The 26,555-nt window shown below is 57.5% G+C and carries 21 protein-coding genes and 1 other annotated feature; of the genes, 9 read left to right on the top strand and 12 right to left on the bottom strand.

What is annotated here, in order from left to right; genetic code table 11:
* The first annotated feature begins 65 nt into the window (after positions 1-65).
* Together CWM54_RS14935 and ybaK are read left to right on the top strand one after the other, a co-directional pair.
* Positions 66-860 carry a TraB/GumN family protein gene (locus CWM54_RS14935; RefSeq protein WP_100697608.1) on the top strand — a complete coding sequence of 265 codons (795 nt, stop codon included), beginning with the start codon at positions 66-68 and terminating at the stop codon, positions 858-860.
* Positions 861-1,061: 201 nt separating this feature from the next.
* A complete protein-coding gene (gene ybaK, locus CWM54_RS14930) occupies positions 1,062-1,541 on the top strand; it encodes a Cys-tRNA(Pro)/Cys-tRNA(Cys) deacylase YbaK (protein WP_061155510.1) in 480 nt (159 codons plus the stop codon).
* A 105-nt stretch (positions 1,542-1,646) separates the two neighbouring features.
* Here the strand turns inward: ybaK and ushA are convergent, their stop codons facing one another.
* Entirely contained in the window at positions 1,647-3,299 is a 1,653-nt protein-coding gene (gene ushA / locus CWM54_RS14925; RefSeq protein WP_100697606.1) for a bifunctional UDP-sugar hydrolase/5'-nucleotidase UshA, read from the bottom strand.
* A 295-nt stretch (positions 3,300-3,594) separates the two neighbouring features.
* Here ushA and CWM54_RS14920 point away from each other — a divergent pair, with 295 nt between their 5' ends.
* Positions 3,595-4,815, top strand: a complete 1,221-nt coding sequence (locus CWM54_RS14920) for an MFS transporter (RefSeq protein WP_061155512.1) — start codon at positions 3,595-3,597, stop codon at positions 4,813-4,815.
* Between the two features lie 225 nt (positions 4,816-5,040).
* A complete protein-coding gene (ybaL, locus tag CWM54_RS14915; protein ID WP_008805453.1) occupies positions 5,041-6,717 on the top strand; it encodes a YbaL family putative K(+) efflux transporter in 1,677 nt (558 codons plus the stop codon).
* Positions 6,718-6,751: 34 nt separating this feature from the next.
* Here the strand turns inward: ybaL and CWM54_RS14910 are convergent, their stop codons facing one another.
* From CWM54_RS14910 to CWM54_RS14870, 9 genes are all read right to left on the bottom strand, one after another.
* A complete protein-coding gene (locus tag CWM54_RS14910; RefSeq protein WP_100697604.1) occupies positions 6,752-8,056 on the bottom strand; it encodes an inosine/guanosine kinase in 1,305 nt (434 codons plus the stop codon).
* Positions 8,057-8,119: 63 nt separating this feature from the next.
* A complete protein-coding gene (hemH, locus tag CWM54_RS14905) occupies positions 8,120-9,082 on the bottom strand; it encodes a ferrochelatase (protein ID WP_100631440.1) in 963 nt (320 codons plus the stop codon).
* Between the two features lie 128 nt (positions 9,083-9,210).
* Complete coding sequence (adk, locus tag CWM54_RS14900; protein WP_100697602.1) at positions 9,211-9,855, bottom strand: adenylate kinase; 645 nt, start codon at positions 9,853-9,855, stop codon at positions 9,211-9,213.
* Between the two features lie 222 nt (positions 9,856-10,077).
* Positions 10,078-11,952, bottom strand: a complete 1,875-nt coding sequence (gene htpG / locus CWM54_RS14895; protein ID WP_012542661.1) for a molecular chaperone HtpG — start codon at positions 11,950-11,952, stop codon at positions 10,078-10,080.
* A gap of 112 nt (positions 11,953-12,064) precedes the next feature.
* The gene (recR, locus tag CWM54_RS14890; RefSeq protein WP_008805449.1) at positions 12,065-12,670 is read right to left on the bottom strand and encodes a recombination mediator RecR; all 606 of its coding nucleotides are present in this window, start codon (positions 12,668-12,670) and stop codon (positions 12,065-12,067) included.
* On the bottom strand, positions 12,670-13,002 hold the full coding sequence (locus tag CWM54_RS14885) for a YbaB/EbfC family nucleoid-associated protein (RefSeq protein ID WP_061155516.1): 333 nt from the start codon (positions 13,000-13,002) through the stop codon (positions 12,670-12,672). The genes recR and CWM54_RS14885 overlap by 1 nt, the downstream gene beginning before the upstream one ends.
* 57 nt (positions 13,003-13,059) lie before the next feature.
* Positions 13,060-14,967 carry a DNA polymerase III subunit gamma/tau gene (dnaX, locus tag CWM54_RS14880; RefSeq protein ID WP_100697600.1) on the bottom strand — a complete coding sequence of 636 codons (1,908 nt, stop codon included), beginning with the start codon at positions 14,965-14,967 and terminating at the stop codon, positions 13,060-13,062.
* Positions 13,663-13,727 (bottom strand) — a sequence feature (DnaX frameshifting element). (Overlaps the previous gene by 65 nt.)
* A gap of 92 nt (positions 14,968-15,059) precedes the next feature.
* On the bottom strand, positions 15,060-15,611 hold the full coding sequence (apt, locus tag CWM54_RS14875; protein WP_012542663.1) for an adenine phosphoribosyltransferase: 552 nt from the start codon (positions 15,609-15,611) through the stop codon (positions 15,060-15,062).
* A gap of 150 nt (positions 15,612-15,761) precedes the next feature.
* On the bottom strand, positions 15,762-16,139 hold the full coding sequence (locus CWM54_RS14870; protein ID WP_008805444.1) for a DUF454 family protein: 378 nt from the start codon (positions 16,137-16,139) through the stop codon (positions 15,762-15,764).
* Positions 16,140-16,208: 69 nt separating this feature from the next.
* Here CWM54_RS14870 and priC point away from each other — a divergent pair, with 69 nt between their 5' ends.
* The 3 genes from priC to CWM54_RS14855 all read left to right on the top strand — a co-directional run bounded on the left by priC (position 16,209) and on the right by CWM54_RS14855 (position 17,889).
* Positions 16,209-16,736 carry a primosomal replication protein N'' gene (priC, locus tag CWM54_RS14865; RefSeq protein ID WP_061155518.1) on the top strand — a complete coding sequence of 176 codons (528 nt, stop codon included), beginning with the start codon at positions 16,209-16,211 and terminating at the stop codon, positions 16,734-16,736.
* Between the two features lie 12 nt (positions 16,737-16,748).
* Entirely contained in the window at positions 16,749-16,922 is a 174-nt protein-coding gene (rsmS, locus tag CWM54_RS14860) for a pleiotropic regulatory protein RsmS (protein WP_008805442.1), read from the top strand.
* Between the two features lie 67 nt (positions 16,923-16,989).
* Positions 16,990-17,889, top strand: coding sequence for an Rpn family recombination-promoting nuclease/putative transposase (locus tag CWM54_RS14855; RefSeq protein ID WP_061155519.1), 900 nt, complete (start codon positions 16,990-16,992; stop codon positions 17,887-17,889).
* Positions 17,890-17,924: 35 nt separating this feature from the next.
* On the opposite strand, the gene mscK is transcribed toward CWM54_RS14855, so the two are convergent.
* Positions 17,925-21,272 carry a mechanosensitive channel MscK gene (gene mscK / locus CWM54_RS14850; protein ID WP_100697598.1) on the bottom strand — a complete coding sequence of 1,116 codons (3,348 nt, stop codon included), beginning with the start codon at positions 21,270-21,272 and terminating at the stop codon, positions 17,925-17,927.
* 127 nt (positions 21,273-21,399) lie between these two features.
* Positions 21,400-22,050 carry a multidrug efflux transporter transcriptional repressor AcrR gene (gene acrR / locus CWM54_RS14845; protein WP_100697596.1) on the bottom strand — a complete coding sequence of 217 codons (651 nt, stop codon included), beginning with the start codon at positions 22,048-22,050 and terminating at the stop codon, positions 21,400-21,402.
* Between the two features lie 142 nt (positions 22,051-22,192).
* Between acrR and acrA the strand changes: the two genes are divergently transcribed.
* Both acrA and acrB read left to right on the top strand, forming a co-directional pair.
* Positions 22,193-23,386 carry a multidrug efflux RND transporter periplasmic adaptor subunit AcrA gene (gene acrA / locus CWM54_RS14840; RefSeq protein WP_100697594.1) on the top strand — a complete coding sequence of 398 codons (1,194 nt, stop codon included), beginning with the start codon at positions 22,193-22,195 and terminating at the stop codon, positions 23,384-23,386.
* A gap of 22 nt (positions 23,387-23,408) precedes the next feature.
* Positions 23,409-26,555 (top strand): multidrug efflux RND transporter permease subunit AcrB, encoded by a 3,147-nt coding sequence (gene acrB, locus CWM54_RS14835; RefSeq protein ID WP_100697592.1) that lies wholly within the window; start codon positions 23,409-23,411, stop codon positions 26,553-26,555.

Raw genomic sequence — 26,555 nt, 5'->3', positions numbered from 1 at the left:
CCGCCGGAAGGGTGACGTGTATCACCATATGCGCTAGCATGAAGTCCTCACACTTCGGAGCGCGTATGGGCCTGTTAAACCGGATAAAAATGCTGTGGCGAGCCGCCGTCGGCTCGTCTTATTCCTGGCCTGCAATGGATATCGTCCTGCCCGGCGAACGTTATTTGCACCTCGTCGGCAGCATCCATATGGGTACCCGCGACATGGCGCCGCCGCCAGCGAAGCTTCTGAAAAAAATACGCCAGGCCGATGCGTTAATCGTCGAGGCCGATATCAGCGGCAATGAAACCCCGTTTAGCAACCTTCCCTCTTACCCGCCGCTGGCAGAACGCCTGAGCGATGCGCAGTTGAGCGAGCTAGAGGCACGAGCCGGCGAGCTGGGCCTGTCGGTCGGGCTGTTCGATAACCAGCCGCTGTGGCAGGTGGCGATGGTCCTGCAGGCCACCCAGGCGCAAAAGCTGGGACTGCGACCGGATTACGGCATCGATTATCAGTTGCTGATGGCCGCCCGCGAGAGCAACATAACGGTGATGGAACTGGAAGGCGCCGACAGACAAATCGCGCTGCTGCGCGATCTGCCCGACGGGGGGATGGCCCTGCTGGAAGACACACTGAGCCACTGGCGGACCAATGCCCGCCTGCTACAGGTGATGATCGGCTGGTGGCTGGAACAACCGCCATCGCGCGGTGCGGTATCTCTGCCGACGACTTTCAGCCAGTCTTTATATGATGTGCTGATGCACCAGCGCAATCTCGCCTGGCGCGAGACGCTGCTGGCCTTGCCGCCGGGGCGCTACGTGGTTGCCGTCGGCGCGCTGCATCTGTATGGCGAAGGGAATCTGCCGGACATGCTGACATAAAAAAATGGCCAATATTGCTATTGGCCCGTCAAAGAGGAATTTCATCATTATTATTATCCCGGGATATACATCCCGGATCGTCTGATTGTCGCTCAAAGTGACCATCACTGCCAATACTATTGCGCAAGATGGTACTATTTTTTATACAACCTGCGGGCGTATTCTGACGTCACGCAAAACCGGTTGGTAAGAAGGATAGCTATGACTCCCGCCGTTAAATTACTCGAAAAAAACAAAATCCCCTTTCACATCCACAGTTACGATCACGATCCCAATGAGACCAACTTCGGTGATGAAGTGGTGCGCAAGCTCGGCCTCAATGCCGACCAGGTTTACAAGACTTTGCTGGTCGCCGTTAACGGCGATATGAAGCATCTGGCGGTCGCCGTCACCCCGGTCGCCGGGCAGCTGGATTTGAAGAAAGTGGCTAAAGCGCTGGGCGCTAAGAAAGTCGACATGGCCGACCCGATGGTGGCGCAGCGTATCACCGGCTATCTGGTGGGCGGCATCAGCCCGCTGGGGCAGAAGAAGCGCCTGCCGACAGTGATTGACGCCCCGGCGCAGGAATTTGCCACCATCTATATTTCCGGCGGCAAACGCGGTCTGGATATTGAGCTGGCGGCCAGCGATCTGGCGCAGCTTCTGGACGCGAAGTTCGCCGATATCGCCCGCCGCGATTGATGGCACTATCCCGGATAGCGGCGCACGCGCCTTATCCGGGATACCCAACTCGTAGCCCCGGTAAGCGCAGCGCCACCGGGGAAATCGCCAACCTGAAGCCCAGGCTTACTGCCAGCTCACCTCGCCTTTCGGCTCATAGGCGGCGGCATCCAGCGGCGAGTTCTTCTCGATATACTCTTTCAGCACTTCGGCATCGATAAAGCCGGTATTCACATACCCGAGTTTATCGGCGATGTTCGGATAACCATCGCCGCCGGTGGCGTTAAAGCTCAGCGTCGCCATCCGGTAGGTCTTCGCCGGATCCACCGGTTCGCCTTTGATTTTCAGATCGTTCAGCTTGCCATCTTTGGCCACGAAGCTGACGTTGGCAAACTGCGGATAGGCGCCGGAATCCGGCTTCATCTGCGCGACGGCGGTCAGATAATCCACCATCTCCTTGCCGCTCATATCGACATAGGTCAGCACATTGCCGAACGGCTGGACCTTCATCACATCCTTGTAGGTGATATCGCCCGCCTCGATGGAGTCGCGGATCCCACCGCCGCTCATCACCGCGAAATCCGCGTTGCTGCGCGCCATTTGCGCCGCCAGCAGCAGGTGACCCATATTGGTCTGCACGAAGCGCACTTTACTGCGGTCGCCCTCCAGATGACCATTCACACTGCCGATTTTGACCTGCAGTTGCGCTTTGCCTTTGTTCTGGAACGGCGTCAGCAGCGACATCATCTGCGGGTTCTCTGCGATCTGCGGCGTATACAGCACCCGCTCGCTTTGGCCGTTATCGTAAGTCACTTTTTTCTTCAGGTTCACCGGGATCAGCTGGTAGTGCACCAGCTTCATCTCGCCGTTGCGGAACTCAAAATCGGCGCGGCCGACGTATTTGCCCCACTCATGCGCCTGGACGATCCAGATGCCATTCTGACGATCCGGCGCGCACGGGGTGCCTGGCACATAATCGACCTGCTTTTTATTTTCCGACGCCATGCATACCGGATCCTGCGAGTGACCGCCGACGATCATCGCCAGCGATCCCGCAGGTAAACTCCGCGCCATTTCAACGTCGCCCGGCGCGTTAGAGCCGTGGTTGCCATTGTCGTAATGGCCCATATGGGTGGTGGCCAGGATCACGTCCGGCTTTTCATTCTGCTGCAGCTCCTGGATCACCAGCTTCGCCTCTTCCGCCGGTTTGCGGAATTCGATATCGGTGAAATATTCCGGATTGCCGATCTTGGCCGTATCGTCGGTGGTTAAGCCAATCACCGCGATTTTCAGCCCGCCGCGCTTAAACAGCGCCCAGGGTTTGAACAGCCGTTCGCCGGTGCTTTTCTGATAAATATTGGCCGACAGGAACGGGAACTTCGCCCACTTTTCCTGCTGGCGCAGCACGCTCAGCGGATTATCAAATTCATGGTTACCCACCGCCATCGCGTCGTAGCCGATCAGGTTCATGCCGCGAAAATCGGGCTCTGCATCCTGTAAATCAGATTCTGGCACGCCGGTATTAATATCGCCGCCGGATAACAGCAGGACGCTCCCCCCTTCCGCCGCCACCTCTTTGCGGATGCCATCGACCAGCGTTTTCTGCGCCGCCAGACCATATTCGCCATAGTCATTGCGCCAGAAATGGCCGTGGTGATCGTTGGTGTGCAGGATGGTAATTTTATAGGTTTTATCCTGTTCATAGGCCTGCGCGGACAGGCTGCCCAGCGATAAGGCGGCAAATAACGCCAGCGCCACGCTGTGTTTGAAATAATGCATGCTTCACTCCCTGACTTAATCCCAAGTGCCGAAAGTATAGCGAGTTAGCCGCGTTGACAAATATGTTTTCAGAATTGCGACTTCCTTCAAACCTTATCAACAGGTATGTTAGTTGGATAATAATTCTACCCGTCATACTTCAAGTTGCATGTGCGTTGGCTTTCCTCGCTCACCCCAGTCACTTACTTGAGTAAGCTCCTGGGGATTCGCTGCGTCGCCGCCTTCCTGCAACTCGAATTATTTAGGGTATCAACCTGCATTCTCTACAACAAATAGAACTCGCTGAAGTGAACCTATGACAACCAACCAATCCGCTCAGACCTTACCCAGTACCGACGCGCCGCCGCAAAAAGCACGCACCTCGTTTGGCATCTTAGGCGCGATCAGCCTGTCCCATTTGCTTAACGATATGATCCAGTCGCTCATTCTGGCTATCTATCCGCTGCTGCAGGCTGAATTCTCCCTCTCCTTCGTGCAGATCGGGATGATCACTCTCACCTTCCAGCTGACCTCATCGCTATTCCAGCCGGTGATCGGCTACATCACCGATAAGCGCTCGATGCCGTGGTCCCTGCCGGTGGGCATGTGCTTCACCCTCTGCGGTTTGATTCTGCTGGCGCTGGCCGGGAGTTTCGGCATGGTGCTGCTGGCTGCCGCGCTGGTGGGTACCGGCTCCTCGGTTTTCCATCCGGAATCGTCCCGCGTGGCGCGGATGGCCTCCGGCGGCCGTCACGGCCTGGCCCAGTCGCTGTTCCAGGTCGGCGGTAACTTCGGCAGCTCGCTTGGCCCATTGCTGGCGGCGGTGATTATCGCCCCCTATGGCAAAGGCAATGTCGCCTGGTTCGTGCTGGCCGCCCTGCTGGCTATTGTGGTGCTATCGCAAATCAGCCGCTGGTATGCCGCGCAGCACCGGATGAATAAGGGCAAACCGAAGCCGGTCATCGTCAATCCGCTGCCGCGCAATAAGGTCATTCTGGCGGTAAGCATTCTGCTGATGCTGATTTTCTCGAAATATTTCTATATGGCGAGCATCAGTAGCTATTACACCTTTTATCTGATGCATAAGTTCGGATTATCGGTGCAAAATGCCCAGCTTCATCTGTTTGCCTTCCTGTTCGCGGTTGCCGCCGGGACGGTGATCGGCGGGCCGGTTGGCGATAAAATTGGACGTAAATATGTGATTTGGGGCTCTATCCTCGGCGTAGCACCGTTTACCCTCGTTTTACCCTACGCCAGCCTTGAATGGACGGGGATTTTGACGGTGATTATTGGTTTTATCCTCGCCTCGGCCTTTTCCGCTATCCTGGTCTATGCGCAGGAGCTGCTGCCGGGCCGAATCGGCATGGTTTCTGGCCTGTTCTTCGGCTTCGCCTTTGGCATGGGGGGCCTTGGCGCCGCGGTGCTGGGCCTGTTGGCGGACCATACCAGCATCGATCTGGTGTATAAAATCTGCGCCTTCCTGCCGCTGCTGGGTTTCCTGACGATATTTCTTCCTGATAACCGGCAAAAAGTTTGATTATCCGGCGGCCAAAGTGCAACGCTGGCCGCCGTTATCCCTTGCGCCATCAGCCTGGTGCGCACATAGCCCCCGCGATTTTCCCTTCTGTGCCTTTTAGTTGGCTAATTCCATTTTTTTGCACAATTCAAGAATTATTCATAAACAAAGTGAACGTTTTTGTCATAAACTATTACCCGGATAGGGTAGCAAAATGGACCGATACACCACTGGAAAGGAGACGGAATGCACCACGCAACACCGCTTATCACCACCATTGTCGGCGGCCTCGTGCTCGCCTTTATTCTCGGCATGATTGCCAACAAGCTACGTATTTCTCCTCTGGTGGGATATCTCTTAGCGGGCGTGCTGGCCGGACCTTTCACCCCTGGCTTTGTTGCTGACACCAAACTGGCTCCTGAACTGGCAGAACTCGGCGTGATCCTGCTGATGTTCGGCGTCGGGCTGCATTTTTCGCTTAAAGACCTGATGGCGGTAAAGTCGATCGCCATTCCCGGGGCTATCGCCCAGATAGCCGTGGCGACGCTGTTGGGTATGGCACTCTCCGCCGCCCTTGGCTGGTCGCTGATGACCGGCATCGTCTTTGGCCTGTGTCTCTCCACCGCCAGTACCGTGGTGCTACTGCGCGCGCTGGAGGAGCGACAGCTGATTGACAGTCAGCGCGGGCAGATTGCCATCGGCTGGCTGATTGTGGAAGACCTGGTGATGGTCCTGACGCTGGTCCTGCTGCCAGCGATTGCCGGGATGACGGAGAAAGGTGACGTCGGCTTCGCCTCTCTGGCCCTCGACCTCGGGATCACCATTGGTAAAGTGGTGGCCTTTATCGCCATCATGATGCTGGTCGGTCGCCGGCTGGTACCGTGGATCATGTCGCGCAGCGCCGCCACCGGCTCACGCGAGCTGTTCACCCTGTCAGTTCTGGCTCTGGCGCTGGGCATCGCCTTCGGCGCCGTGGAGCTGTTTGATGTTTCCTTCGCCCTTGGCGCCTTCTTCGCCGGCATGGTGCTTAACGAATCTGAGCTGAGCCACCGCGCCGCCCATGACACCCTGCCGCTGCGCGACGCCTTCGCGGTGCTGTTCTTTGTCTCCGTCGGCATGCTGTTTGACCCGATGGTGCTGGTGCAGCAGCCGCTGGCGGTGCTGGCGACACTGGCGATTATTATCTTTGGTAAATCCGCCGCCGCCTTTTTCCTCGTGCGTATGTTTGGTCATTCGCCGCGTACCGCATTGACCATTGCCGCCAGCCTGGCGCAGATTGGTGAGTTTGCCTTTATTCTCGCCGGCCTGGGGATGGCGCTTAACCTGCTGCCGCAGGCTGGGCAAAACCTGGTGCTGGCCGGGGCGATCATCTCGATTATGCTCAACCCGGTGCTGTTTACCCTGCTGGAAAAATATCTCGATAAAACCGAAACCCTCGACGAGCAGACGCTGGAAGAGGTGCTGGAAGATGAGAAACAGGTGCCAGTCGATATCTGTAACCACGCGTTGCTGGTTGGCTTCGGCCGCGTCGGCAGTCTGCTGGGCGAGAAGCTGATGGCCCAGGGGATCCCGCTGGTGGTGGTTGAAACCTCGCGTACCCGCGTGGATGAGTTACGCGAGCGCGGGATCAGCGCGGTGCTGGGTAATGCCGCCAATGAAGAGATCATGGAACTGGCGCATCTCGACTGCGCCCGCTGGCTGCTGCTGACTATCCCCAACGGCTACGAGGCCGGAGAGATTGTCGCTTCCGCACGGGAAAAATGCCCGAATATCGAGATCATCGCCCGCGCCCATTACGATGATGAAGTGGACTACATTATCGATCGCGGGGCCAATCAGGTGGTGATGGGCGAGCGGGAAATTGCCCGCGCCATGCTACAGCTTCTGGAAACGCCACCGGCCGGTGAAGTGGTCACCGGCTGATATACTCCCCTCTCCCATCGGGAGAGGGGCTCGCTTAACGCTCCCAGTATGCCTCTTCCAGGCTGTCCTCACGTTCCGGCAGGCCGCGGGTTAAACGCGGCGAGTGCTGGTTCAGCACCTGATAGCTCACGCGGTTGGCATATTTACACACCTGCGCCAGCGACGAGTAGGTCAGCCATTTGCATTTGTGCTTGCTGGAGTTGGGCACATTATTACGATGGTAGTTATTGGCGGTGATGTCATGTAGCAGCGCCGCCAGCGCGCCGTCGCCTGCGCCGTTGGTATTCATGATTTTTTCAGGTCCGCCCATATACGGGGCGATATGGGAATAGATACGCAGCGGATTAACGCAATCCTGGTGGCGCATCGCGCGGCTGAATTCAAACTGGTTAAACTCCGGGATCGCCCCCGGCAGCAGCGGATGCTGGGTTTTACGCTTTGCTTCTTCTTCGGTAAAGCCCGCCATATACAGGCCCGCCGGCCCGGCGGTGCACAGCACCAGGTCGACCCAGTCCAGCGCTTTATCCGCCGCCGACAGTGGATCGGCAAAGCCGGTCAGCGCTTCCCCTTCCTCTTCATTCATCGCCAGAATCGATACATGCTCCTGCAGGAACTGCTGCCACCACGCCGGGTTATCGGCAATCACGTATTTGGTCCCGAGAGTTAACACCACCGGCACATCGTGCTTTTTGGCGTACTCGATGGCTTTCATCGTGGCGTCCGGCATTGGCTCGCCCGGCTTGCAGCGTACCAGGTAAGAGGTCAGCACCAGCGCCGAGGAGCCGGCGATCACCGCTTCCGGAATGCTTTCCGGGCGCAGCTTGTTCATATGGCCCGGGCTGATGGCGAAGGTGCGCTCGCCGCTGTCGCTGATCAGGGTAAAACAGCGGCCAATGGCACCGTCGACGCCCTGCAGATAGTTCAGATCGGTGCGGCTGGAGGTATTGCACAGGTAGCGATAGGCATAGCCGCCGATTTCGATATTGCTGCACATCACGCCAAGCAGCACCGAGCGATCGTCCGCCAGCACCGAGTAGTTGTGCATGGTATTGCCGATGGTGCCGCCGGCAAACTGATGGGTAATGAGATTGTTGCGTACCAGCTCCTGGTACAGCGCCTCGGCGACATCATCTTCAATCACCAGAGAGTGGCCTGCACTCAGGCCATAGCGCACGATAAACGCTTCATCCACTTTCGCTTCGATATCCACCAGCGTCTGGTCGATACCCACCACCCAGGAGACGCTGGATTCATTCTCCGGCTGTATTTGCTGGAGCAGCGGGTCGCGGGCGTTAACGGGAAAATAGTGTTTGGATTTGCGTTTACCGGGAAATTTCATAGTGGCGCTTAAATAACAGGGAACAAGCGGGAAATAGTAGCATATTCCCCGCCCTGCGCGCGATCAGCGATAAGGTGCCGTCAGGTTGACCATCATCTCAATATGCGCCACATCCGCGTTTAGCGCCGGAATATATTCATACTGCTCGCCACCCGCTTCGAGGAAAACTTCCCGGTTCTGAACGGCAATCTCTTCCAGCGTCTCGAGACAGTCGGCGGAAAAACCCGGGCACAGTACCTGAATATGCTTCGTCCCCTTCTCGCCAAGCATTTTCAGCGTTTCATCGGTGTAGGGCGTCAGCCAGGGCTCGCGGCCAAAGCGCGACTGGAAGGTCATCATCACCTGCTCCGGCGGCAACCCCAGCGCGGAGACCAGTTCCCGCGTGGTATCGCGACAGCGCTGGGGATAATCGTCCCCCTGATTGGCATAGCGCTGCGGGATCCCATGATAGGAGAGCAGCAGCAGATCGGGTTCACCGTGCACGGCGAAGGAGGCGCGCACGCTGGCCGCCAGCGCATGGATATAGTCCGGATGTTCGGCATAGTCGCGAATAAACGAGATACCGGGAATGGCGCGCTTTTTCGCAAGGATCCGCGCCAGCTCATCCCAGACGGCAGCCACCGTCGAGCAGGAATACTGTGGGTACAGCGGCAGCACTACAATGTGCCCCACCCCCTGCGCCAGTAAATCATCCACCGCGCTGGCCAGCGACGGCGAACCATAGCTCATACCCAGCGCCACCGGCGTATCCGGCAGCCTGGCGGCCAGCGCCTGCTGCTGGCGACGGCTATATACCATCAGCGGCGATCCCTCATCCATCCATACGGACTGATAGAGCTTCGCCACGCGCGGGGAGCGAATCGGCAGTATGACGCCACGCAGCAGCGGCCACCATAGCAGACGAGACGTATCCACCACCCGTTTGTCGCTGAGGAATTGTCGCAGATAGCGCTTCACCGCACCGGGGGTGGGCGCATCGGGAGTGCCTAAATTGGCCAGCAAGATACCTGTTTTCGTCTGATGCATTACCGCCTCTTAACCATTTGAATCGCAGCCAATTGTAGCTGAAATGGCGCTAAACGGAACCAATCATAGCAAAAGGTAGAAATGAGAGGAGTTCTCATCCTGCCTCAGCAGGATGAGAAAAGGCTTTATCAGCCGAGGATTTTTTCCAGTTCGGCGCGCACGTCAGCCACCGCTTTGGTGCCGTCGACTTTGGCGTATTTGGTGTTGCCCGCCTGCGCTTCTTTGGTGTAGTAGCCGATCAGCGGCGCTGTCATCTGATGGTATTCCACCAGGCGCTTACGCACGGTCTCTTCCTGGTCGTCTTTACGGGTGCTCAGCTCTTCGCCGGTCACGTCGTCTTTGCCTTCCACCTTCGGCGGATTGAATTTGATGTGGTATACGCGACCGGATGCCGCATGAACGCGACGGCCAACGATGCGGTCGACGATCAGTTCGTCCGGCACGTCGAATTCCAGCACGTAATCAACGGTAATACCCGCTTCTTTCATGGCGTCAGCCTGCGGAATGGTGCGCGGGAAGCCGTCCAGCAGGAAGCCGTTACGGCAATCTTCCTGGGCGATACGCTCTTTCACCAGCGCGATGACCAGCTCATCGGTCACCAGCTTGCCGGCGTCCATAATGTCTTTCGCTTGCTTACCGAGCTCAGAGCCGGATTTTACCGCCGCGCGCAGCATATCGCCGGTGGAGATTTGCGGAATACCGTATTTCTCCATGATGAACTGAGCCTGAGTTCCTTTACCCGCGCCCGGAGCGCCAAGCAGAATAATACGCATTACGAAAATCCCCTCAAAAGTCGATTCAATTTTTCAAAAACGCTAAACCATACCACCAGAACGGCGATGGCTCAAGGAAGGCGGTGCGGCTGAAACGGTTAATGGTGAGATATTTTATGCAATCCAATGTGAAATGCCCCGCCGGAGCAAATTGCTCAGGCGGGGCATTTATCCCGTTCCCGGCGTCGCGTCGCTCGGCCGGGCTACTCGTTCAGGTTCGCGTCAGGAAGCCAGCAGCTGGTTCATACGGCGGATAAACTGGTTCGGATCTTCCAGCGTGCCACGCTCGGCCAGCAGCGCCTGATCCAGCAGCAGCTCCACCCATTCACCGAACTGCGCGTCATCCTGGGTATCGGCGGCACGTTTCACCAGCTGATGCGCCGGGTTCAGTTCGAAGATGTATTTCACTTCCGGTGCCGCCTGGCCCGCTGCCGCGAACAGCTTCGCCATCTGCGTGCTCATCTCGTCGGCATCGGTAGTGACAATCGCCGGGGTGTCGGTCAGACGATGGGTCAGACGCACCTCTTTCACCCGGTCGCCAAGCAGGTTTTTCACACGCTCAACGAACGGCTCCAGCGCTTTTTCAGCTTCTTTGGTGGACTCGTCCACTTCATCCGCCAGCTTATCCAGCGACTCGTCGGCTTTCGCCACCGACTGGAACGCTTTGCCGTCAAACTCGGTCAGGTAGCTCATCATCCACTCGTCGATGCGATCGGAGAGCAGCAGAACTTCAATCCCTTTCTTACGCAGCAGTTCGAGGTGCGGACTGCTCTTCGCCGCCGCATAGCTGTCGGCAGTGATATAGTAGATCTTCTCCTGGCCTTCTTTCATGCGCGAGACATACTCTTCCAGCGACACGGTCTGTGCGGAGGAGTCGGTATGCGTCGTCGCGAAGCGCAGCAGTTTGGCGATCGCTTCCTGGTTGCTCGGATCTTCCGCCGGGCCCTCTTTCAGCACCAGGCCGAACTGTTTCCAGAAGGTTTGATATTTTTCAGCGTCATCTTTCGCCAGCTTATCCAGCATCTGCAGCGCGCGTTTGGTCAGCGCGGTGCGCAGGTTGCGGGTCACGCTGCTGTCCTGCAAGATTTCACGTGAGACGTTCAGCGGCAGATCGTTGGAATCTATCAGGCCGCGCACGAAGCGCAGGTAGTTCGGCATAAACTGCTCGGCGTCGTCCATAATGAACACACGCTGCACGTACAGCTTCAGGCCGTGTTTATGATCGCGGTTCCACATATCCCACGGCGCCTGCGACGGGATATACAGCAGGCTGGTGTACTCCTGCTTACCTTCCACGCGGTTGTGGCTCCAGGTCAGCGGGTCGCTGTAGTCGTGAGCGATATGCTTGTAAAACTCTTTGTATTCGTCGTCGTTAACTTCGGACTTGCTGCGGGTCCACAGGGCCTGCGCCTTGTTGATTTTTTCCCACGAAATCACGGTTTCGCCGTCTTTTTCTTCCTGCTTTTCAATCTCAACCGGCAGCGCGATATGGTCGGAATACTTGCTGATGATGGAGCGCACGCGCCAGTCGTTGAGGAAATCGTCTTCGCCTTCACGCAGATGCAGGGTGATTTCGGTGCCGCGATCGGCTTTGGTGATATCAGCAACGGTATATTCCCCTTCGCCGGCGGATTCCCAGAACACGCCGTTCTCAGGTTTATCGCCCGCCGCACGGGTACGCACGGTCACTTTATCCGCCACGATGAAAGCAGAGTAGAAGCCGACGCCGAACTGGCCGATCAGCTGGCTGTCTTTCGCCTGGTCGGAACCCATCGATTCCAGAAACGCTTTGGTACCGGATTTAGCGATGGTGCCGAGATGGTCGATAACCTCTTCCCGGTTCATGCCGATACCGTTATCGGCAATGGTCAGGGTGCGGTTGTCTTTATCAAACGAAACCCGTACACGCAGCTCGCCATCGCCCTCATACAAATCCGGCTGCGACAGCGCGCGGAAACGCAGCTTATCGGCCGCATCAGAGGCGTTGGAAATCAGCTCACGCAGAAAGATTTCTTTGTTGGAATAGAGGGAATGGATCATCAGGTGCAGAAGTTGCTTTACCTCTGACTGAAAACCACGAGTTTCTTGTCCTTTCATCTGATTCAACCTCAACAATGCCATTTTAAATGGGGTAAAAAACCGTTGAGTGGGAGATGGGGACTGTGGGGAAATTTTTCAAGCGGAGACGGCGCTGGCCGCCTCCATTTGTTCAGAAAGTAATCTTGTGACGACCGGCCAGCGAGTGGGACAGCGTGGTGCCGTCAACCATCTCCAGCTCACCACCCACCGGCACGCCGTGGGCGATTCGGCTGGCATCAACGCCATACTGCGCGCACAGCTCCGCGATGTAGTTGGCCGTCGCCTCGCCCTCAACGGTCGGGTTGGTGGCAAGGATCACCTCGGTGATCGACTCCGCTTCCAGCCGTTGTTCAAGGCGATCGAGCCCGATGTCATCTGGCCCGATGCCGTCGAGCGGCGACAGGTGCCCCATCAGCACGAAGTAGCGGCCGGAATACTGCCCGGTCTGCTCAATGGCATGGATGTCCGCCGGACTCTCCACCACGCAGATCTGGCCGTTTTCCTGGCGACGCGGGTTGCTGCAGATATTGCACACCTCCTGCTCGGTGAAGGTGCGGCAATCGGCGCAGTGGCCGATTTCCGACATCGCGCGCGTCAGCGCCTGCGCCAGGCGCATACCACCGCTGCGATCGCGCTGCAGCAGGGTAAACGCCATGCGCTGCGCCGACTTCGGGCCAACGCCCGGCAGACAGCGCAGCGCTTCCATAAGCTGAGTTAACAGCGGGCTGGTTTGCATCAGAACGGCATCTTGAAGCCTGGCGGCAGCTGCATACCGGCAGAAACGGAAGCCATCTTCTCTTTCTGGGTCTCTTCAATGCGGCGCGCGGCGTCGTTAAACGCGGCAGCCACCAGATCTTCCAGCATGTCTTTGTCGTCTTCCAGCAGGCTTGGGTCGATTTCCACACGGCGGCAGTTGTGCGCGCCGTTAATGGTCACTTTCACCAGACCCGCGCCGGATTCGCCGGTCACTTCCAGCTGAGCGATCTCTTCCTGCATCTTCTGCATTTTGTCTTGCATCTGCTGGGCCTGTTTCATCAGGTTACCCAGGCCGCCTTTTCCACCAAACATAGGCTTCTCTCTCAGTCAGTCATCGTTAAAGGTACTGAATGCCAGTCAGACTGGCGTTCAAATGGGGCGGATACTCTCTTCATCCAGATCGGCGTCGAAGAAACGACGCAGGGTCTGAATGTTATTATCCGCAATAATAGCTTCGCGCGCCTGCGCGAGCTTCTCTTCATAAATTGCCTGCCGCCACTCCAGCGGCGTACGCATCGCGGGATTATCGTCTTCCACGATGGTCAATTCAACCGGCGTACCGTACAACACCCCCAGCGCTTCAGCCAGCTTTTGCTGCGCGCCGGCGGAATTGAGGTGACGCTGGCTGGGGCGCAGATGCAGACAGATGCGACTGCCCTCCTGCTCTTTCCACGCGTTGAGCGCCACCTGCTCAACCAGCTTAGGCACCGCCAGCTGGCTCACTTCCGCCGCCCAGCTGTCGCGCTCGACCGCTTCTTCGGCGAGCTTGGCCGCCAGCTCCGGCGTCTTCTCATGCTCCAGTGCCTTTTTCAGCGCTTTTGGCGTGGCGACTTCGACTTTGGTCTCTTCAACCACTGTCGTCGCCTTCCAGCGATAGGCCTCTTTCTTCGCCGGGGCCTGCTCAAGCACAGCCGCCGCCGGACGAGCCTGTACACGCTCGCTAATTGAACTCAGTCGTTCCAGCGCAGCGTTATTCACCGGCCGCGCGCGGGAAGCGGCTGCCGGTTCACTCTTTTTTGGGGTAGTTGCTCCCTGGCTGCGCTGCAGATGGCTGCGGGCCGCCAGCACCTGGCTGGTGGTCGGCGGCAAACTCTGCGGCGGCTGTTGCGGTGGCGCAGCGGGAGCAACGGGCTGACGCGGCGCGGGTGCGGCGGTCTGTGCCGGCTGCACTTCCGGCTCTGGCAGCGGCTTACGCGGATGAAACGCCAGCGCGCGCAGCAGCGTCATTTCGACGCCCATCCGCCGGTCCGGCGCATAAGGCAGCTCTTTGCGGCCCATCAGCAACGTTTGGTAGTAAAGCTGAACGTCGCCCGGCGGTACGGTTCGCGCCAGTTCGCGCATCCGCACTTCGACCGTGGCCATATCGGCGCCCAGCGCCGAAGGCGACAACTGAACCATGGCGATGCGGTGCAGCAGGCTCTGCATCTCGACCAGCAGTGCCTCCCACTCGACACCGCGTGCGGCGGCATCATTGACACCCTCCATGACCCGCTCGCCGTCGGCAGCGACCAGCGCTTCAATCAGCGACAGCGCCTGATCGTCATCAAGGGTGCCGAGCATAGTGCTCACCGATGCGGCCGTCAGTTGCCCTTCTCCACTGGCAATCGCCTGATCGGTCAGGCTTAAAGCATCGCGCAGGCTGCCGTCGGCTGCCCGCGACAGCAGCTGCAGCGCGCGGGGCTCAAAGGCAATCTGCTCTTCGCCAAGAATATGCTCCAGCTGATGGCGGATCTGTTCAACATCCAGGGCTTTGAGATGGAACTGCAGGCAGCGGGATAAGATCGTCACCGGCAGCTTCTGCGGATCCGTCGTCGCCAGCAGGAATTTGACGTGCGCCGGCGGCTCCTCCAGCGTTTTTAATAACGCGTTGAAGCTGTGGCGCGACAACATATGGACTTCGTCGATGAGATAGACCTTAAAGCGGCCGCGGGCCGGCGCATACTGGACGTTATCCAGCAGGTCGCGGGTATCTTCGACTTTGGTTCGCGAGGCGGCGTCAATCTCAATCAGATCGACAAAACGCCCCTGTTCAATTTCCCGGCAGTTATCGCACACGCCGCAGGGGGTGGCGGTGATGCCGGTTTCACAGTTTAACCCTTTCGCCAGCAGGCGGGCGATAGAGGTCTTACCGACCCCGCGGGTACCGGAAAAGAGATAAGCGTGATGAATGCGCCCTAACGACAAGCCGTTCGCCAGTGCGGTCAGCACATGTTCCTGGCCGACGACGTCAGCAAAGGTTTGTGGGCGCCATTTACGGGCTAAGACCTGATAACTCATGGGCTGGCTCTGAAACGCTGGAAGGTGAAATCACGAAGGGGTCATGCTATCACAGCCCCGCCCGATCGGCGAGGCTATGTGGCGGGATTTGCTTAGTGGCCCGGGAACGGCACCAGGCTGTAGCAGTGGATCCCCAGCTTCTCCAGGCGCTGTTCGCCGCCCAGATCGAACAGGTTGATAATGAAAGCGGCATCGTGCACTTCGCCACCGAGACGGCGGATCAGTTTGACCGTCGCGTCGATGGTGCCGCCGGTCGCCAGCAGATCGTCAACCACCAGCACTTTGTCACCCGGTTTGATTGCGTCAACGTGGATCTCCAGCTGATCGGTGCCATACTCCAGCTCATAGCTCTCGGCAATGGTTTCACGCGGCAACTTACGCGGCTTGCGAACCGGAACAAAGCCCACGCCCAGCGCCAGCGCGACCGGGGCGCCGAACAGGAAGCCACGCGCTTCGGTCCCTACCACTTTGGTAATACCCGCGTCTTTGTAGCGCTCGGTCAGCAGTTCAATGCTAAGCGCGTAGGCCTTCGGGTCTTCCAGTAAGCTGGTGACATCGCGGAAAAGAATGCCAGGTTTTGGATAATCCTCGATACTCTGGATGCTGTTCTTCAGATATTCAAGCTGCTGTGCAGTTGCGGTCATAAGTGTATGCCTGATTGAAACGGTGTTACCCACGGGCGTGCAAAAGGGGCCAAAGAAACATTTGTTTAACCTTTGACCAGGCTTACCCGCGCTCGAAAACGCCAGAATTTACTGGCTGTCAGCAACAATTGCAACAGGCATTATTGCGCATCAGTGCTTTTGTTGCTTTGCGTCAACCACCGGAATGCGCCACATAAAGATCAGCAGACAGGCCAGAATGACCAACAGCATGATGCGCACCCACGTAAGCTTAACCAGCCACAGCGAAATAGCAAAAGTCACCACGATCATCGCAATGGCGCGCGGTTTGGCGCCGCGAGGCATCGCACGGTACTGCTGCCAGTGGCGAAGATAGCCGCCAAACCAGGAGCGATACAGCAGCCATTGGTGAAAGCGCGGCGATGAGCGAGCAAAGCACCAGGCGGCGAGCAGAATAAACGGCGTCGTCGGCAGCAACGGTAAGAAGATGCCCAGCGTACCCAGCGCTACCGCCAGCCAGCCGATAATGGTTAGAATAACAGGTGGCATAATGCGAATCGTTATCAAACAGATGAGGCTACTGTAGCACAGTTGGCTGAAAGGGAATGGAGGGGTTTGGTGAAAACAGCTCAACTTTTACAAACGCTGAACGATCAGCTCAGCGAGCTGGCCGCGCTGGTGGCGCCGCTGGCGGAACACGCGACCCTGAGCCCGCGCTTTGACCGTCAGCTCTTTCACACCCGCAGCACGCTGATGCAGGCCTATCTGGCGGAAGCCCAGCAAAATTTTACCCAACTGAGCCAGGCCGTCGAGCGCCAGCAGCTGCCGCAGGTGGTCTGGATTGCCGAGCGTCTGGCGGCGCAAATCGCCGCGCTACGTCGTGAAACCGCGACCTGGTCGTTGCGCAGTTGGGACCACGCCTCTCCGGCGCTGAGCCGCTGGCAGCGCCGTCGCCTGCAGCATCAGGAGTATGAGCGCCGCCTGCTGGCGATGCGCGACCAACGCCAGCGCCAGCTGACGCAGGCGACCAGCCTTGACGAACAGCAGCGACTGGCCAGAGAAGTTGAGGCCTACAGCGGCCGGCTGGCCCGCTGCAGGCAGGCACTGGACAAAATTGAAAACGTACTGGCGCGGCTGACGCGCTAACAGGAGAGCCCATTGTCACTGGAAAATGCATCCGATGAGGTCAAACTGGCCGTCGATTTAATCATGTTGCTGGAATCGCATCAGATCCCGGCGCAAACCGTGCTGGGCGCGCTGGAAATTGTCCGGCGGGATTATGCAAACAAGTTAAAAAACGCGGAAAGCGGGTCGCAAAACCCAGAGAAGTAGGATGTTGTCTCCGGCAGTATGCTGGCAGTCTGGTCCTCTGCGCATGATGCCACTGGAGACAATATTCATGGAGAAAGTCAGTCAAACCCCACACGACGCGGTGTTTCGTCAGATGCTCATGCATCAGGCGGTCGCGAAGGATTTTTTGCAGTTGTACCTCCCCGCGCCGTTTCTGGCGATCTGCGAACTGGATTCGCTGCAGCTGGTCTCCGGTAGCTTTGTTGAAGAGGACCTGCGCGCCAGCTATTCCGATATCCTTTACTCACTGCGCACGCGTCACGGACCCGGCTATGTTTACGCGCTGATTGAGCACCAGAGTACCCCGGACAAGCTGATGGCGTTTCGCCTGCTGCGCTATGCGCTGGCCGCCATGCAGCGTCATCTGGACGCCGGCCACGACACGCTGCCGCTGGTGGTGCCCATTCTCTTTTATCACGGCAAAGTTAGCCCCTGGCCCTGGGCCCGTAACTGGCAACAGCTATTCGCCGATCCGGCGCTGGCGAAGACGCTCTATAGCAATGATTTTCCGCTGGTGGACCTCACCGTTATGCCAGATAATCAGATCGCCCGTCATCGGCGGATGGCCATGCTGGAGCTGCTGCAAAAGCATATCCGCCATCGCGATCTGGCCGAGCTGCAGGTGCCGCTGATTGCGCTGATGACGCAAGGCTATCTGACCGAAGCGCAGCTGAATACGCTGCTGCGCTATATGTTGCAGGCGGGAACTACGGAACATCCGGGGGCGCTGATCCGCACGCTGGCGGCGCAGTCGCCCAGGCATAAGGAGCTGATGATGACCATTGCCGAATGGCTGGAAGAAAAAGGCCGTAAACAGGGACAGCAAGAGGGTGAGCAGGAAGCCACTCGCAGCATCGCCGCCAGAATGCTGGCGCGCGGCCTCGAACGTCAAACCGTGCAGGAACTCACCGGGCTCAGCGATGAAGAACTCGCCGCGCTGGTGCCTTGATGCAGCAGGGGCGGCTTTGCGCCGCCCCTCTTTGATCAGGACGCGGTGGTGGGCGCCAGATCGTCCCCCTTCCCGTCCCGCTTCACTTCGGTGACTTCATCGCCTTTTTCATTGCGCAGATGAACTTCCAGCTGGTTAAAGGCAATGTTGATGTCATTCTCCCGGCACAGGCGGTCGATGGCGCGGTTGAGCTCATCCACCGTGTAGCTGCGATCGCGCAGTTCACGAACATACAGACGCAGTTCATGATCCAGCGTACTGGCCCCGAAGGTGGTGAAGAAGACCGACGGCGCCGGCTCCTGCATTACTTTCGGATGATCGTGCGCGGCCTTCAGCAGCACCTCTTTCACTTTATCCAGGTCTGAACCATAGGCAACGCCGAGGCGGATCACCACGCGAGTCACGGTGTCGGAGAGCGACCAGTTGATCAAGCGCTCGGTAACGAACGCCTTGTTCGGGATAATCACCTCTTTGCGATCGAAGTCGGTGATGGTGGTGGCGCGGATACGGATTTTGCTTACCGTACCGGAGAAAGTGCCGATGGTTACCGTATCCCCAATGCGCACCGGACGCTCGAACAGAATGATCAGGCCGGAGACGAAGTTACCGAAGATCTCCTGCAGGCCAAAACCTAAACCAACCGACAGCGCGGCCGCCAGCCATTGTAGTTTATCCCATGAGACGCCCAGCGACCCGAACACCGTCATCGCACCGATGGCGATAATCGCATAGTTAAGAATGGTGGTGATGGCGTAGGAGGTTCCCTGACGCATATTGAGACGCGAGAGAACCAGCACCTCCAGCAGACCCGGCAGGTTGCGTATTAGCGCCCAGGCGACCATCGACGCCACAATGGCAAACAGCAGACTGCCCATCGTAACGCTGCGCACCACGCTGGCCCCCGCTTCGGTACCGTTGTAGTGCCAGAGGGTAATGCTGTCGAGATAGGCGAAAACGGTGATCAGATCAGACCAAATCGCCCAGAACATGACGGCAAAAAGCGCGATCATCACTAACATGGTGATACGCAGCGTCTGCTGGTTGACCTGCTCAAGAGCAATGGCCGGCTCTTCCTGTGGCTCGGCGCCTTCCGCGCCCTCCTTCACCAGATGCTGACGGCGCGCCAGTGCGCGACGCCAGGCGATACGCCGCGCCGCCACACTCAGACCGCGCAGCACGGTCTGGTACAGCAGGTTCCAGATCATCACCAGATACACGGTCTCGATCCAGCGTCCCGCCAGGCGCAGCGTGGTGTAGAAGTAACCGGTCGCCGTCAGCACCATCAGGGCTACCGGGACAATAGACAGCACGGTGATCGTCAGCAGGCGCAGGCTGTGCGACTCTTTATCGCGCCAGCTTTCCCGGCACATCGGCCAGACCAGCACGGCAATCAGCAGCAGATTGAAGAAAATCACAAACTGCCCCAGCACGTCGTCCATCAGGTTCAGTGGCGACAGCTCGGAAATCACCGACCAGAAATTCAGCGGCAGCAGCGCGAGGCTGACGCGAACAATTTGTCGCCGCCAGTGGCTGGTCAACTGTGCGGGCATATTGAAGTGGCTGACCGCCACGCCATTCTTTTCCAGCACTTTCCAGCACAGGCCAAAGACCAGCCAGAACATGGCCAGCTTTTTACTGTACGCCCACAGCAGTCCGCTGATATTAAGCTGCATGGTGAGTAAGATCAGGCCAATCGCCAAAATTACCAGCACCACCGGCAAGGCACGAATCAGGTCGATCAGGATCGCCTTTGGCGTATGCAGCTGGGTATCGTTGCGCAGCTGCCCCACCTGGGAAGCAAGCTTAGCCTGATAATCCTTCAGCCACTGCAGACGCCAGCGGATCAGGCCGGCAATCAGCAGCAATGGTAAACCGGCCAGGAAAGCGATAAACACCGCGGGCCACGCTTTTTCCCAGTTCACGGTGATTTTCATCGCCTTAAACTGCCCTTTCAGCGCTTCCGGGAAGGCCTTAATCCACTCCCAGTCCATCGGTTTATTGCTGTTCACCCAGAAAATTTGCTGGGTCAGAATTTCCTTCAGACTGCTCGAGACGCTCATCAACTGCTGCTGGTTGATCTGCAGGTTGATGGCCATCATCAGCTGGTTCCCCAGCTGTTTATTAAACTGGTCAAGCAGCTCGCGGCGCATGTCGATCACTTCCAGCAGCGCGGCGTGCACTTCATCGTTCACTTCGCTGCTGTGTCCCTCTTCCAGTTTGGCGACAAAAGCGTCGCTCTGGAACAGCGCGTCGCGCTGCTGGTTCACCTCAAACTGTTCGAGCCGCAGGTCGGCGATGCGGTTGGTCATATCCTGCAGTTCGTCCGCCGACGGCAGCGTCTGCTGTTGCTGATAAAGAATGCGCGACAGCAGCAGGCTGCCTCTGAGCACGGAAATTTGCTCTTTTATATCCCGCTCAGACTGCAGAGCGCGGTCGAGCCAGTTCTTCACCTGGATATTGCGCTGTACCAGCTGGTTGCCGTTCTCCGTCGCCTGGATCAGCTTCTCGCTCAGCTGGTGGTTGATATCCAGCTCTTGTTTGACCAGCGGATTGGCCTGAATTCGCGTGGTTTCATCCGGGGTGACCGCCTCCTGGGCGGTTTTCTCCGTCAGCGTCAGCCGCTTGCTGTTCACCGCCTCCTGCAGCAGCTGCAGCTGATGCTCCAGGCGGTTGCTCCAGGCGGTGACGTAGTCACGCTGCTTCTGCAGGGTATCCTGCAGGACGGTGTTGCCTTCGAGGCTCTTGCGCTGCTGCTCGATCTGCGCGTTGAGCAATGCCTGTTGCGCTTGCAACAGCACCTGCTGGGTCGGTCGCAGGGTCTCGTCGCCCACCGAAGTGCCATTCAGCCGATTGCGGATCTGCTGCAGCTGCTGGGAGGCGTTATACATGGCGTTCTGCACACGTTCCGGCTGCGTTTGCAGGGAAACCAGCTGGCTGTTGTAAGTTGCCAGATCGTTTTGCGCATTCTGCAGGTCGTCCAGCGTCTGGGTGACGCGTGACTCCAGTTGACGCAGAGAGAGTGTACTGAGCGTTTTGCGGGTGGCGGCGTCGTCGGGGACGTCGCTCAGGTTGTTGAGACTATCCACCGCCTGGCGCAGCTTCGCCGGGGCTTGCTCGACCTGCTGGCGGAGCTGCGTCGTCTCGCTTTTGATACGCTCGATTTTATCCAGCGTTTCCAGCGTCTGGGTCAAATCCTGCTGGACCAGTTTGTCCTGCGGAGTCAGTTCTTTTTGCTTGTTTAACGTGTTGAGCTGGCTCTGCACCTCTGCCCGGTCAGGGAGATCCGCGGCGCGGCCCTGGACTGGGCTGAAAAGGCCAATAAAGCAGAGCAGCGTAATAAAAAAGATAAACGTGGCGCGTTGCCTGGAGATCGTGTGCAGCATAGTAATATGAATGATTGCAAATGCCGGAGAATACCGGGGGTCGTCGCAAGCGCGCAGAATAGCACTTCTCTTCGCTGGCGAATAGCGGCGGACGGCGCTAAAAATTCACGTTCATCCGCGCGCTACGTTAAGCTGTCAGGCTCTCCGGGCCGCGTAGCGTGGGACAGAACTGATACATCTCCAGCAGGATGGCGACGTAGTCTCGCGCTTCCGCATGCAGGTCGAATGAATCAGGGGCAAACAGCCAGTTTTCCATCAGTCCGGAAAGGTAGCTGCGCATTAACACGGCCGCCCGCCGGGTGAGTAAATCGGCGGGCAATAGCTTCGCGGCGATGCACTCTTTTAAGGTCTGCTCGATACGCTCGTAGCTCGCCAGGGAGAGCTGACGCTGAGCCTGCTGCACCACGGTCATCTCACCGACAAACTCACACTTGTGGTAGATAATCTCCATCATTAATCGTCGACGTTCCTCTGTCACTGTCGCTTCAAGAACATAGACTAATATCTCCCTGATAACTGAGAGTGGATCGTTGGGGAATTTTGCCCGATACTCAATTTCGAGATCGCTAATACTGGCGTCTGACAGCTCCCAAATTTCGTTGAATAAATCTGATTTATTCTTGAAATGCCAGTAGATAGCCCCCCTCGTTACACCCGCAGCTTTTGCAATTGTTGCCAACGAGGTAGATGATACGCCTTGCTGCGAAAACAGACGCAGAGCAACATCCAGAATCAGTTGCCGGGTTTCACGTGCCTGTTGTTTGGTTTTTCGTGCCATAGGTTAATGACTTTACAGAGGTTACGTTTACATACATTTGTGAATGTATGTACCATAGCATGACCATAATAGAAAGACTGTAGTGGGTTTGTGGTTGTTTGAGCCACTGAACATTTTGAAATTGGACACTCGAGGTTTACATATGAACAAAAACAGAGGGTTAACGCCTCTGGCGGTCGTTCTGATGCTCTCAGGCAGCTTAGCGCTAACAGGATGTGACGATAAACCGGCTCAACAAGGAGCCCAGCACATGCCGGAAGTCGGTATTGTGACGCTCAAATCCGCACCTCTACAAATAACCACCGAACTGCCAGGCCGCACCAGCGCCTATCGCATTGCGGAAGTCCGTCCTCAGGTCAGTGGCATTATTTTAAAACGTAACTTCGTGGAAGGTAGCGACATCCAGGCCGGCGTCTCCCTGTATCAGATCGATCCCGCCACCTATCAGGCCAGCTATGACAGCGCCAAAGGCGACCTGGCAAAAGCCCAGGCGGCGGCGAACATGGATCAACTGACGGTCAAGCGTTATCAGAAACTGTTAGGCACTAAATATATCAGTCAACAAGACTACGATACCGCCGTCGCGACGGCACAGCAGAGCAATGCGGCCGTGGTCGCAGCGAAAGCGGCCGTTGAAACCGCGCGCATCAATCTGGCCTACACCAAAGTCACCTCGCCGATCAGCGGCCGGATTGGCAAATCCGCCGTGACCGAAGGGGCGCTGGTGCAGAATGGTCAAACGACCGCGCTGGCAACTGTTCAGCAGCTGGATCCGATCTATGTTGACGTCACCCAGTCGAGCAATGATTTCCTGCGCCTGAAACAGGAGCTGGCCGATGGCCGCCTGAAACAGGAAAATGGCAAAGCGAAAGTAGAGCTGGTCACCAATGACGGTCTTAAGTATCCGCAGTCCGGTACGCTGGAATTCTCGGATGTGACAGTCGATCAGACCACCGGCTCTATCACGCTGCGCGCGATTTTCCCGAACCCGGATCACAGCCTGTTACCAGGGATGTTCGTCCGTGCGCGTCTGGAAGAAGGGGTCAACCCTGACGCCCTGCTGGTACCGCAACAAGGCGTTACCCGTACGCCGCGCGGCGACGCCAGCGTCATGGTGGTCGGTGAAGGCGATAAAGTCGAAGTCCGCCAGGTCACTGCTTCTCAGGCGATTGGCGATAAATGGCTGGTCACTGACGGTCTGAAAACGGGCGATCGCGTTATCGTCACTGGCCTGCAAAAAATCAAACCAGGCGTACAGGTAAAAGCGCAGGAAGTAGCTTCTGATGATAAACAGCAAGCCGCAGGCAACGCGCCATCAGAACAAACCAAGTCTTAACTTAAACAGGAGCCGTTAAGACATGCCTAATTTCTTTATCGATCGCCCCATATTTGCATGGGTGATCGCCATCATCATCATGCTGGCTGGGGGATTATCGATCCTCAAATTGCCGGTAGCGCAATATCCGACGATTGCGCCGCCAGCAATTTCCATTACCGCCATGTACCCCGGTGCTGACGCCGAAACCGTGCAGAACACCGTGACTCAGGTTATCGAACAGAATATGAACGGTATCGACCACCTGATGTACATGTCCTCCAATGGCGACTCCACCGGTACGGCGACCATCACCCTGACCTTCGAATCCGGCACCGATCCGGATATCGCCCAGGTCCAGGTACAGAACAAGCTGGCGCTGGCGACGCCCCTGCTGCCACAAGAAGTACAGCAGCAAGGGATTAGCGTTGAGAAAGCGTCCAGCAGCTTCCTGATGGTTGTCGGCGTCATTAACACTAACGGCACCATGAACCAGGACGATATTTCGGACTACGTGGCGGCCAACATGAAGGACCCGATCAGCCGTACCAGCGGCGTCGGTGACGTTCAGCTGTTCGGTTCCCAGTACGCGATGCGTATCTGGATGGATCCGAACAAACTGAACAACTTCCAGCTTACTCCGGTGGATGTGATCAGCGCCCTGAAAGCACAGAACGCCCAGGTGGCCGCAGGTCAGTTAGGCGGTACGCCGCCGGTGAAAGGCCAGCAGCTTAACGCCTCTATCATCGCGCAAACCCGTCTGACCAATACCGAAGAGTTTGGCAACATTCTGCTGAAGGTGAACCAGGACGGTTCCCAGGTTCGTCTGCGCGATGTCGCCAAAATTGAACTGGGTGGCGAAAGCTATGACGTGGTGGCGAAGTTTAACGGCCAGCCGGCATCCGGTCTGGGTATTAAACTGGCTACCGGCGCGAACGCGCTGGATACCGCCAACGCTATTCGCGCTGAACTGGCGAAGATGGAGCCGTTTTTCCCGTCGGGGATGAAGATCGTTTACCCGTATGACACCACCCCGTTCGTGAAAATCTCTATTCACGAAGTGGTTAAAACGCTGGTTGAAGCGATCATCCTGGTGTTCCTGGTCATGTATCTGTTCCTACAGAACTTCCGCGCCACGCTGATCCCGACCATCGCCGTACCGGTGGTCCTGTTAGGCACCTTCGCGGTACTGGCAGCGTTTGGCTTCTCGATAAACACCCTGACGATGTTCGGGATGGTGCTCGCCATCGGCCTGTTGGTGGATGACGCCATCGTGGTGGTCGAGAACGTCGAGCGCGTAATGGCGGAAGAGGGTCTGCCGCCGAAAGAAGCGACGCGTAAATCGATGGGACAGATCCAGGGCGCGCTGGTCGGTATCGCCATGGTGCTGTCGGCGGTATTTATCCCGATGGCGTTCTTCGGCGGTTCAACCGGGGCCATCTATCGCCAGTTCTCCATCACTATCGTTTCTGCGATGGCGCTGTCGGTACTGGTGGCGTTGATCCTGACGCCAGCGCTGTGCGCCACGATGCTGAAGCCTATTCAGAAAGGCAGCCATGGCGCGACCACCGGTTTCTTCGGCTGGTTTAACCGCATGTTCGATAAGAGCACTCACCACTACACCGACAGCGTAGGCAACATTCTGCGCAGCACCGGTCGTTATCTGGTGCTGTATCTGATCATCGTGGTGGGCATGGCGTGGCTGTTCGTCCGTCTGCCGAGCTCCTTCCTGCCGGACGAGGACCAGGGGGTATTCCTGAGCATGGCGCAGCTGCCTGCCGGCGCCACCCAGGAGCGTACGCAGAAAGTGCTGGATGAGATGACGGACTACTATCTCACCAAAGAGAAGAACAACGTGGAATCCGTGTTTGCGGTTAACGGCTTCGGTTTCGCCGGTCGTGGCCAGAACACCGGCATCGCGTTCGTCTCGCTGAAAGACTGGAGCCAGCGTCCGGGTGAGGAAAACAAAGTTGAAGCGATCACCGGCCGGGCGATGGGCTACTTCTCGCAGATTAAAGATGCGATGGTGTTCGCCTTTAACCTGCCAGCTATCGTTGAACTGGGTACCGCGACCGGCTTTGACTTCCAGCTCATTGACCAGGGCGGTCTGGGACACGAAAAACTGACGCAAGCGCGAAATCAGCTGTTTGGCATGGTGGCGCAGCATCCTGACGTGTTAACCGGCGTGCGTCCTAACGGTCTGGAAGATACACCGCAGTTCAAAGTCGATATCGATCAGGAAAAAGCCCAGGCGCTGGGCGTCTCCATCAGCGACATTAACACCACGCTGGGCGCAGCCTGGGGCGGGAGCTATGTCAACGACTTTATTGACCGTGGCCGCGTGAAGAAAGTGTACATCATGTCTGAAGCGAAATACCGTATGCTGCCGGAAGACATTGGCAAGTGGTATGTTCGCGGCAGCGATGGTCAGATGGTGCCATTCTCCGCCTTCTCTACCTCGCGCTGGGAATACGGTTCACCGCGTCTGGAACGCTACAACGGTCTGCCGTCGCTGGAAATTCTCGGCCAGGCAGCGCCAGGCAAGAGTACGGGTGAGGCGATGAGCCTGATGGAAGAGCTGGCGGGTAAACTGCCTTCTGGTATCGGCTACGACTGGACCGGGATGTCTTATCAGGAACGACTGTCCGGCAACCAAGCCCCTGCCCTGTACGCCATCTCCCTGATTGTCGTCTTCCTGTGTCTGGCGGCGCTGTATGAGAGCTGGTCGATACCGTTCTCGGTCATGCTGGTCGTCCCGTTGGGTGTGGTCGGTGCGCTGTTAGCCGCCACCTTCCGCGGTTTAACCAACGACGTTTACTTCCAGGTGGGTCTGTTGACCACCATCGGCCTGTCGGCGAAGAACGCCATATTGATCGTTGAATTCGCCAAAGATCTGATGGAGAAAGAGGGCAAAGGGCTGATTGAGGCGACGCTTGAAGCAGTACGTATGCGTCTGCGTCCGATCCTGATGACCTCCCTGGCGTTTATCCTCGGCGTTATGCCGCTGGTTATCAGCTCGGGTGCCGGCTCCGGCGCACAGAACGCCGTAGGTACTGGCGTAATGGGCGGGATGGTGACGGCGACGATTCTGGCGATCTTCTTCGTGCCGGTGTTCTTCGTGGTGGTTCGCCGCCGCTTTAGCAAGAAAACGGAAGATATTGAGCACAGCCATCAGGTTGAGCATCATTAA

The organism is Klebsiella sp. D-Nf1 (genome assembly GCF_002810515.1).
Classification (GTDB): domain Bacteria; phylum Pseudomonadota; class Gammaproteobacteria; order Enterobacterales; family Enterobacteriaceae; genus Klebsiella; species Klebsiella variicola.
This window is presented reverse-complemented; position numbering and strand designations above follow the sequence as displayed.

What these genes read in the sequence shown, in the direction of transcription:
- apt (WP_012542663.1), bottom strand. Translation starts at nt 15,611, where the DNA reads ATGACCGCAACTGCACAGCAGCTTGAATATCTGAAGAACAGCATCCAG.
- CWM54_RS14885 (WP_061155516.1), bottom strand. Translation starts at nt 13,002, where the DNA reads ATGTTTGGTGGAAAAGGCGGCCTGGGTAACCTGATGAAACAGGCCCAG.
- ushA (WP_100697606.1), bottom strand. Translation starts at nt 3,299, where the DNA reads ATGCATTATTTCAAACACAGCGTGGCGCTGGCGTTATTTGCCGCCTTA.
- acrB (WP_100697592.1), top strand. Translation starts at nt 23,409, where the DNA reads ATGCCTAATTTCTTTATCGATCGCCCCATATTTGCATGGGTGATCGCC.
- acrR (WP_100697596.1), bottom strand. Translation starts at nt 22,050, where the DNA reads ATGGCACGAAAAACCAAACAACAGGCACGTGAAACCCGGCAACTGATT.
- adk (WP_100697602.1), bottom strand. Translation starts at nt 9,855, where the DNA reads ATGCGTATTATTCTGCTTGGCGCTCCGGGCGCGGGTAAAGGAACTCAG.
- dnaX (WP_100697600.1), bottom strand. Translation starts at nt 14,967, where the DNA reads ATGAGTTATCAGGTCTTAGCCCGTAAATGGCGCCCACAAACCTTTGCT.
- acrA (WP_100697594.1), top strand. Translation starts at nt 22,193, where the DNA reads ATGAACAAAAACAGAGGGTTAACGCCTCTGGCGGTCGTTCTGATGCTC.
- CWM54_RS14920 (WP_061155512.1), top strand. Translation starts at nt 3,595, where the DNA reads ATGACAACCAACCAATCCGCTCAGACCTTACCCAGTACCGACGCGCCG.
- CWM54_RS14910 (WP_100697604.1), bottom strand. Translation starts at nt 8,056, where the DNA reads ATGAAATTTCCCGGTAAACGCAAATCCAAACACTATTTTCCCGTTAAC.
- recR (WP_008805449.1), bottom strand. Translation starts at nt 12,670, where the DNA reads ATGCAAACCAGCCCGCTGTTAACTCAGCTTATGGAAGCGCTGCGCTGT.
- htpG (WP_012542661.1), bottom strand. Translation starts at nt 11,952, where the DNA reads ATGAAAGGACAAGAAACTCGTGGTTTTCAGTCAGAGGTAAAGCAACTT.
- CWM54_RS14935 (WP_100697608.1), top strand. Translation starts at nt 66, where the DNA reads ATGGGCCTGTTAAACCGGATAAAAATGCTGTGGCGAGCCGCCGTCGGC.
- ybaL (WP_008805453.1), top strand. Translation starts at nt 5,041, where the DNA reads ATGCACCACGCAACACCGCTTATCACCACCATTGTCGGCGGCCTCGTG.
- hemH (WP_100631440.1), bottom strand. Translation starts at nt 9,082, where the DNA reads ATGCATCAGACGAAAACAGGTATCTTGCTGGCCAATTTAGGCACTCCC.
- ybaK (WP_061155510.1), top strand. Translation starts at nt 1,062, where the DNA reads ATGACTCCCGCCGTTAAATTACTCGAAAAAAACAAAATCCCCTTTCAC.
- mscK (WP_100697598.1), bottom strand. Translation starts at nt 21,272, where the DNA reads ATGCTGCACACGATCTCCAGGCAACGCGCCACGTTTATCTTTTTTATT.
- CWM54_RS14870 (WP_008805444.1), bottom strand. Translation starts at nt 16,139, where the DNA reads ATGCCACCTGTTATTCTAACCATTATCGGCTGGCTGGCGGTAGCGCTG.
- CWM54_RS14855 (WP_061155519.1), top strand. Translation starts at nt 16,990, where the DNA reads ATGGAGAAAGTCAGTCAAACCCCACACGACGCGGTGTTTCGTCAGATG.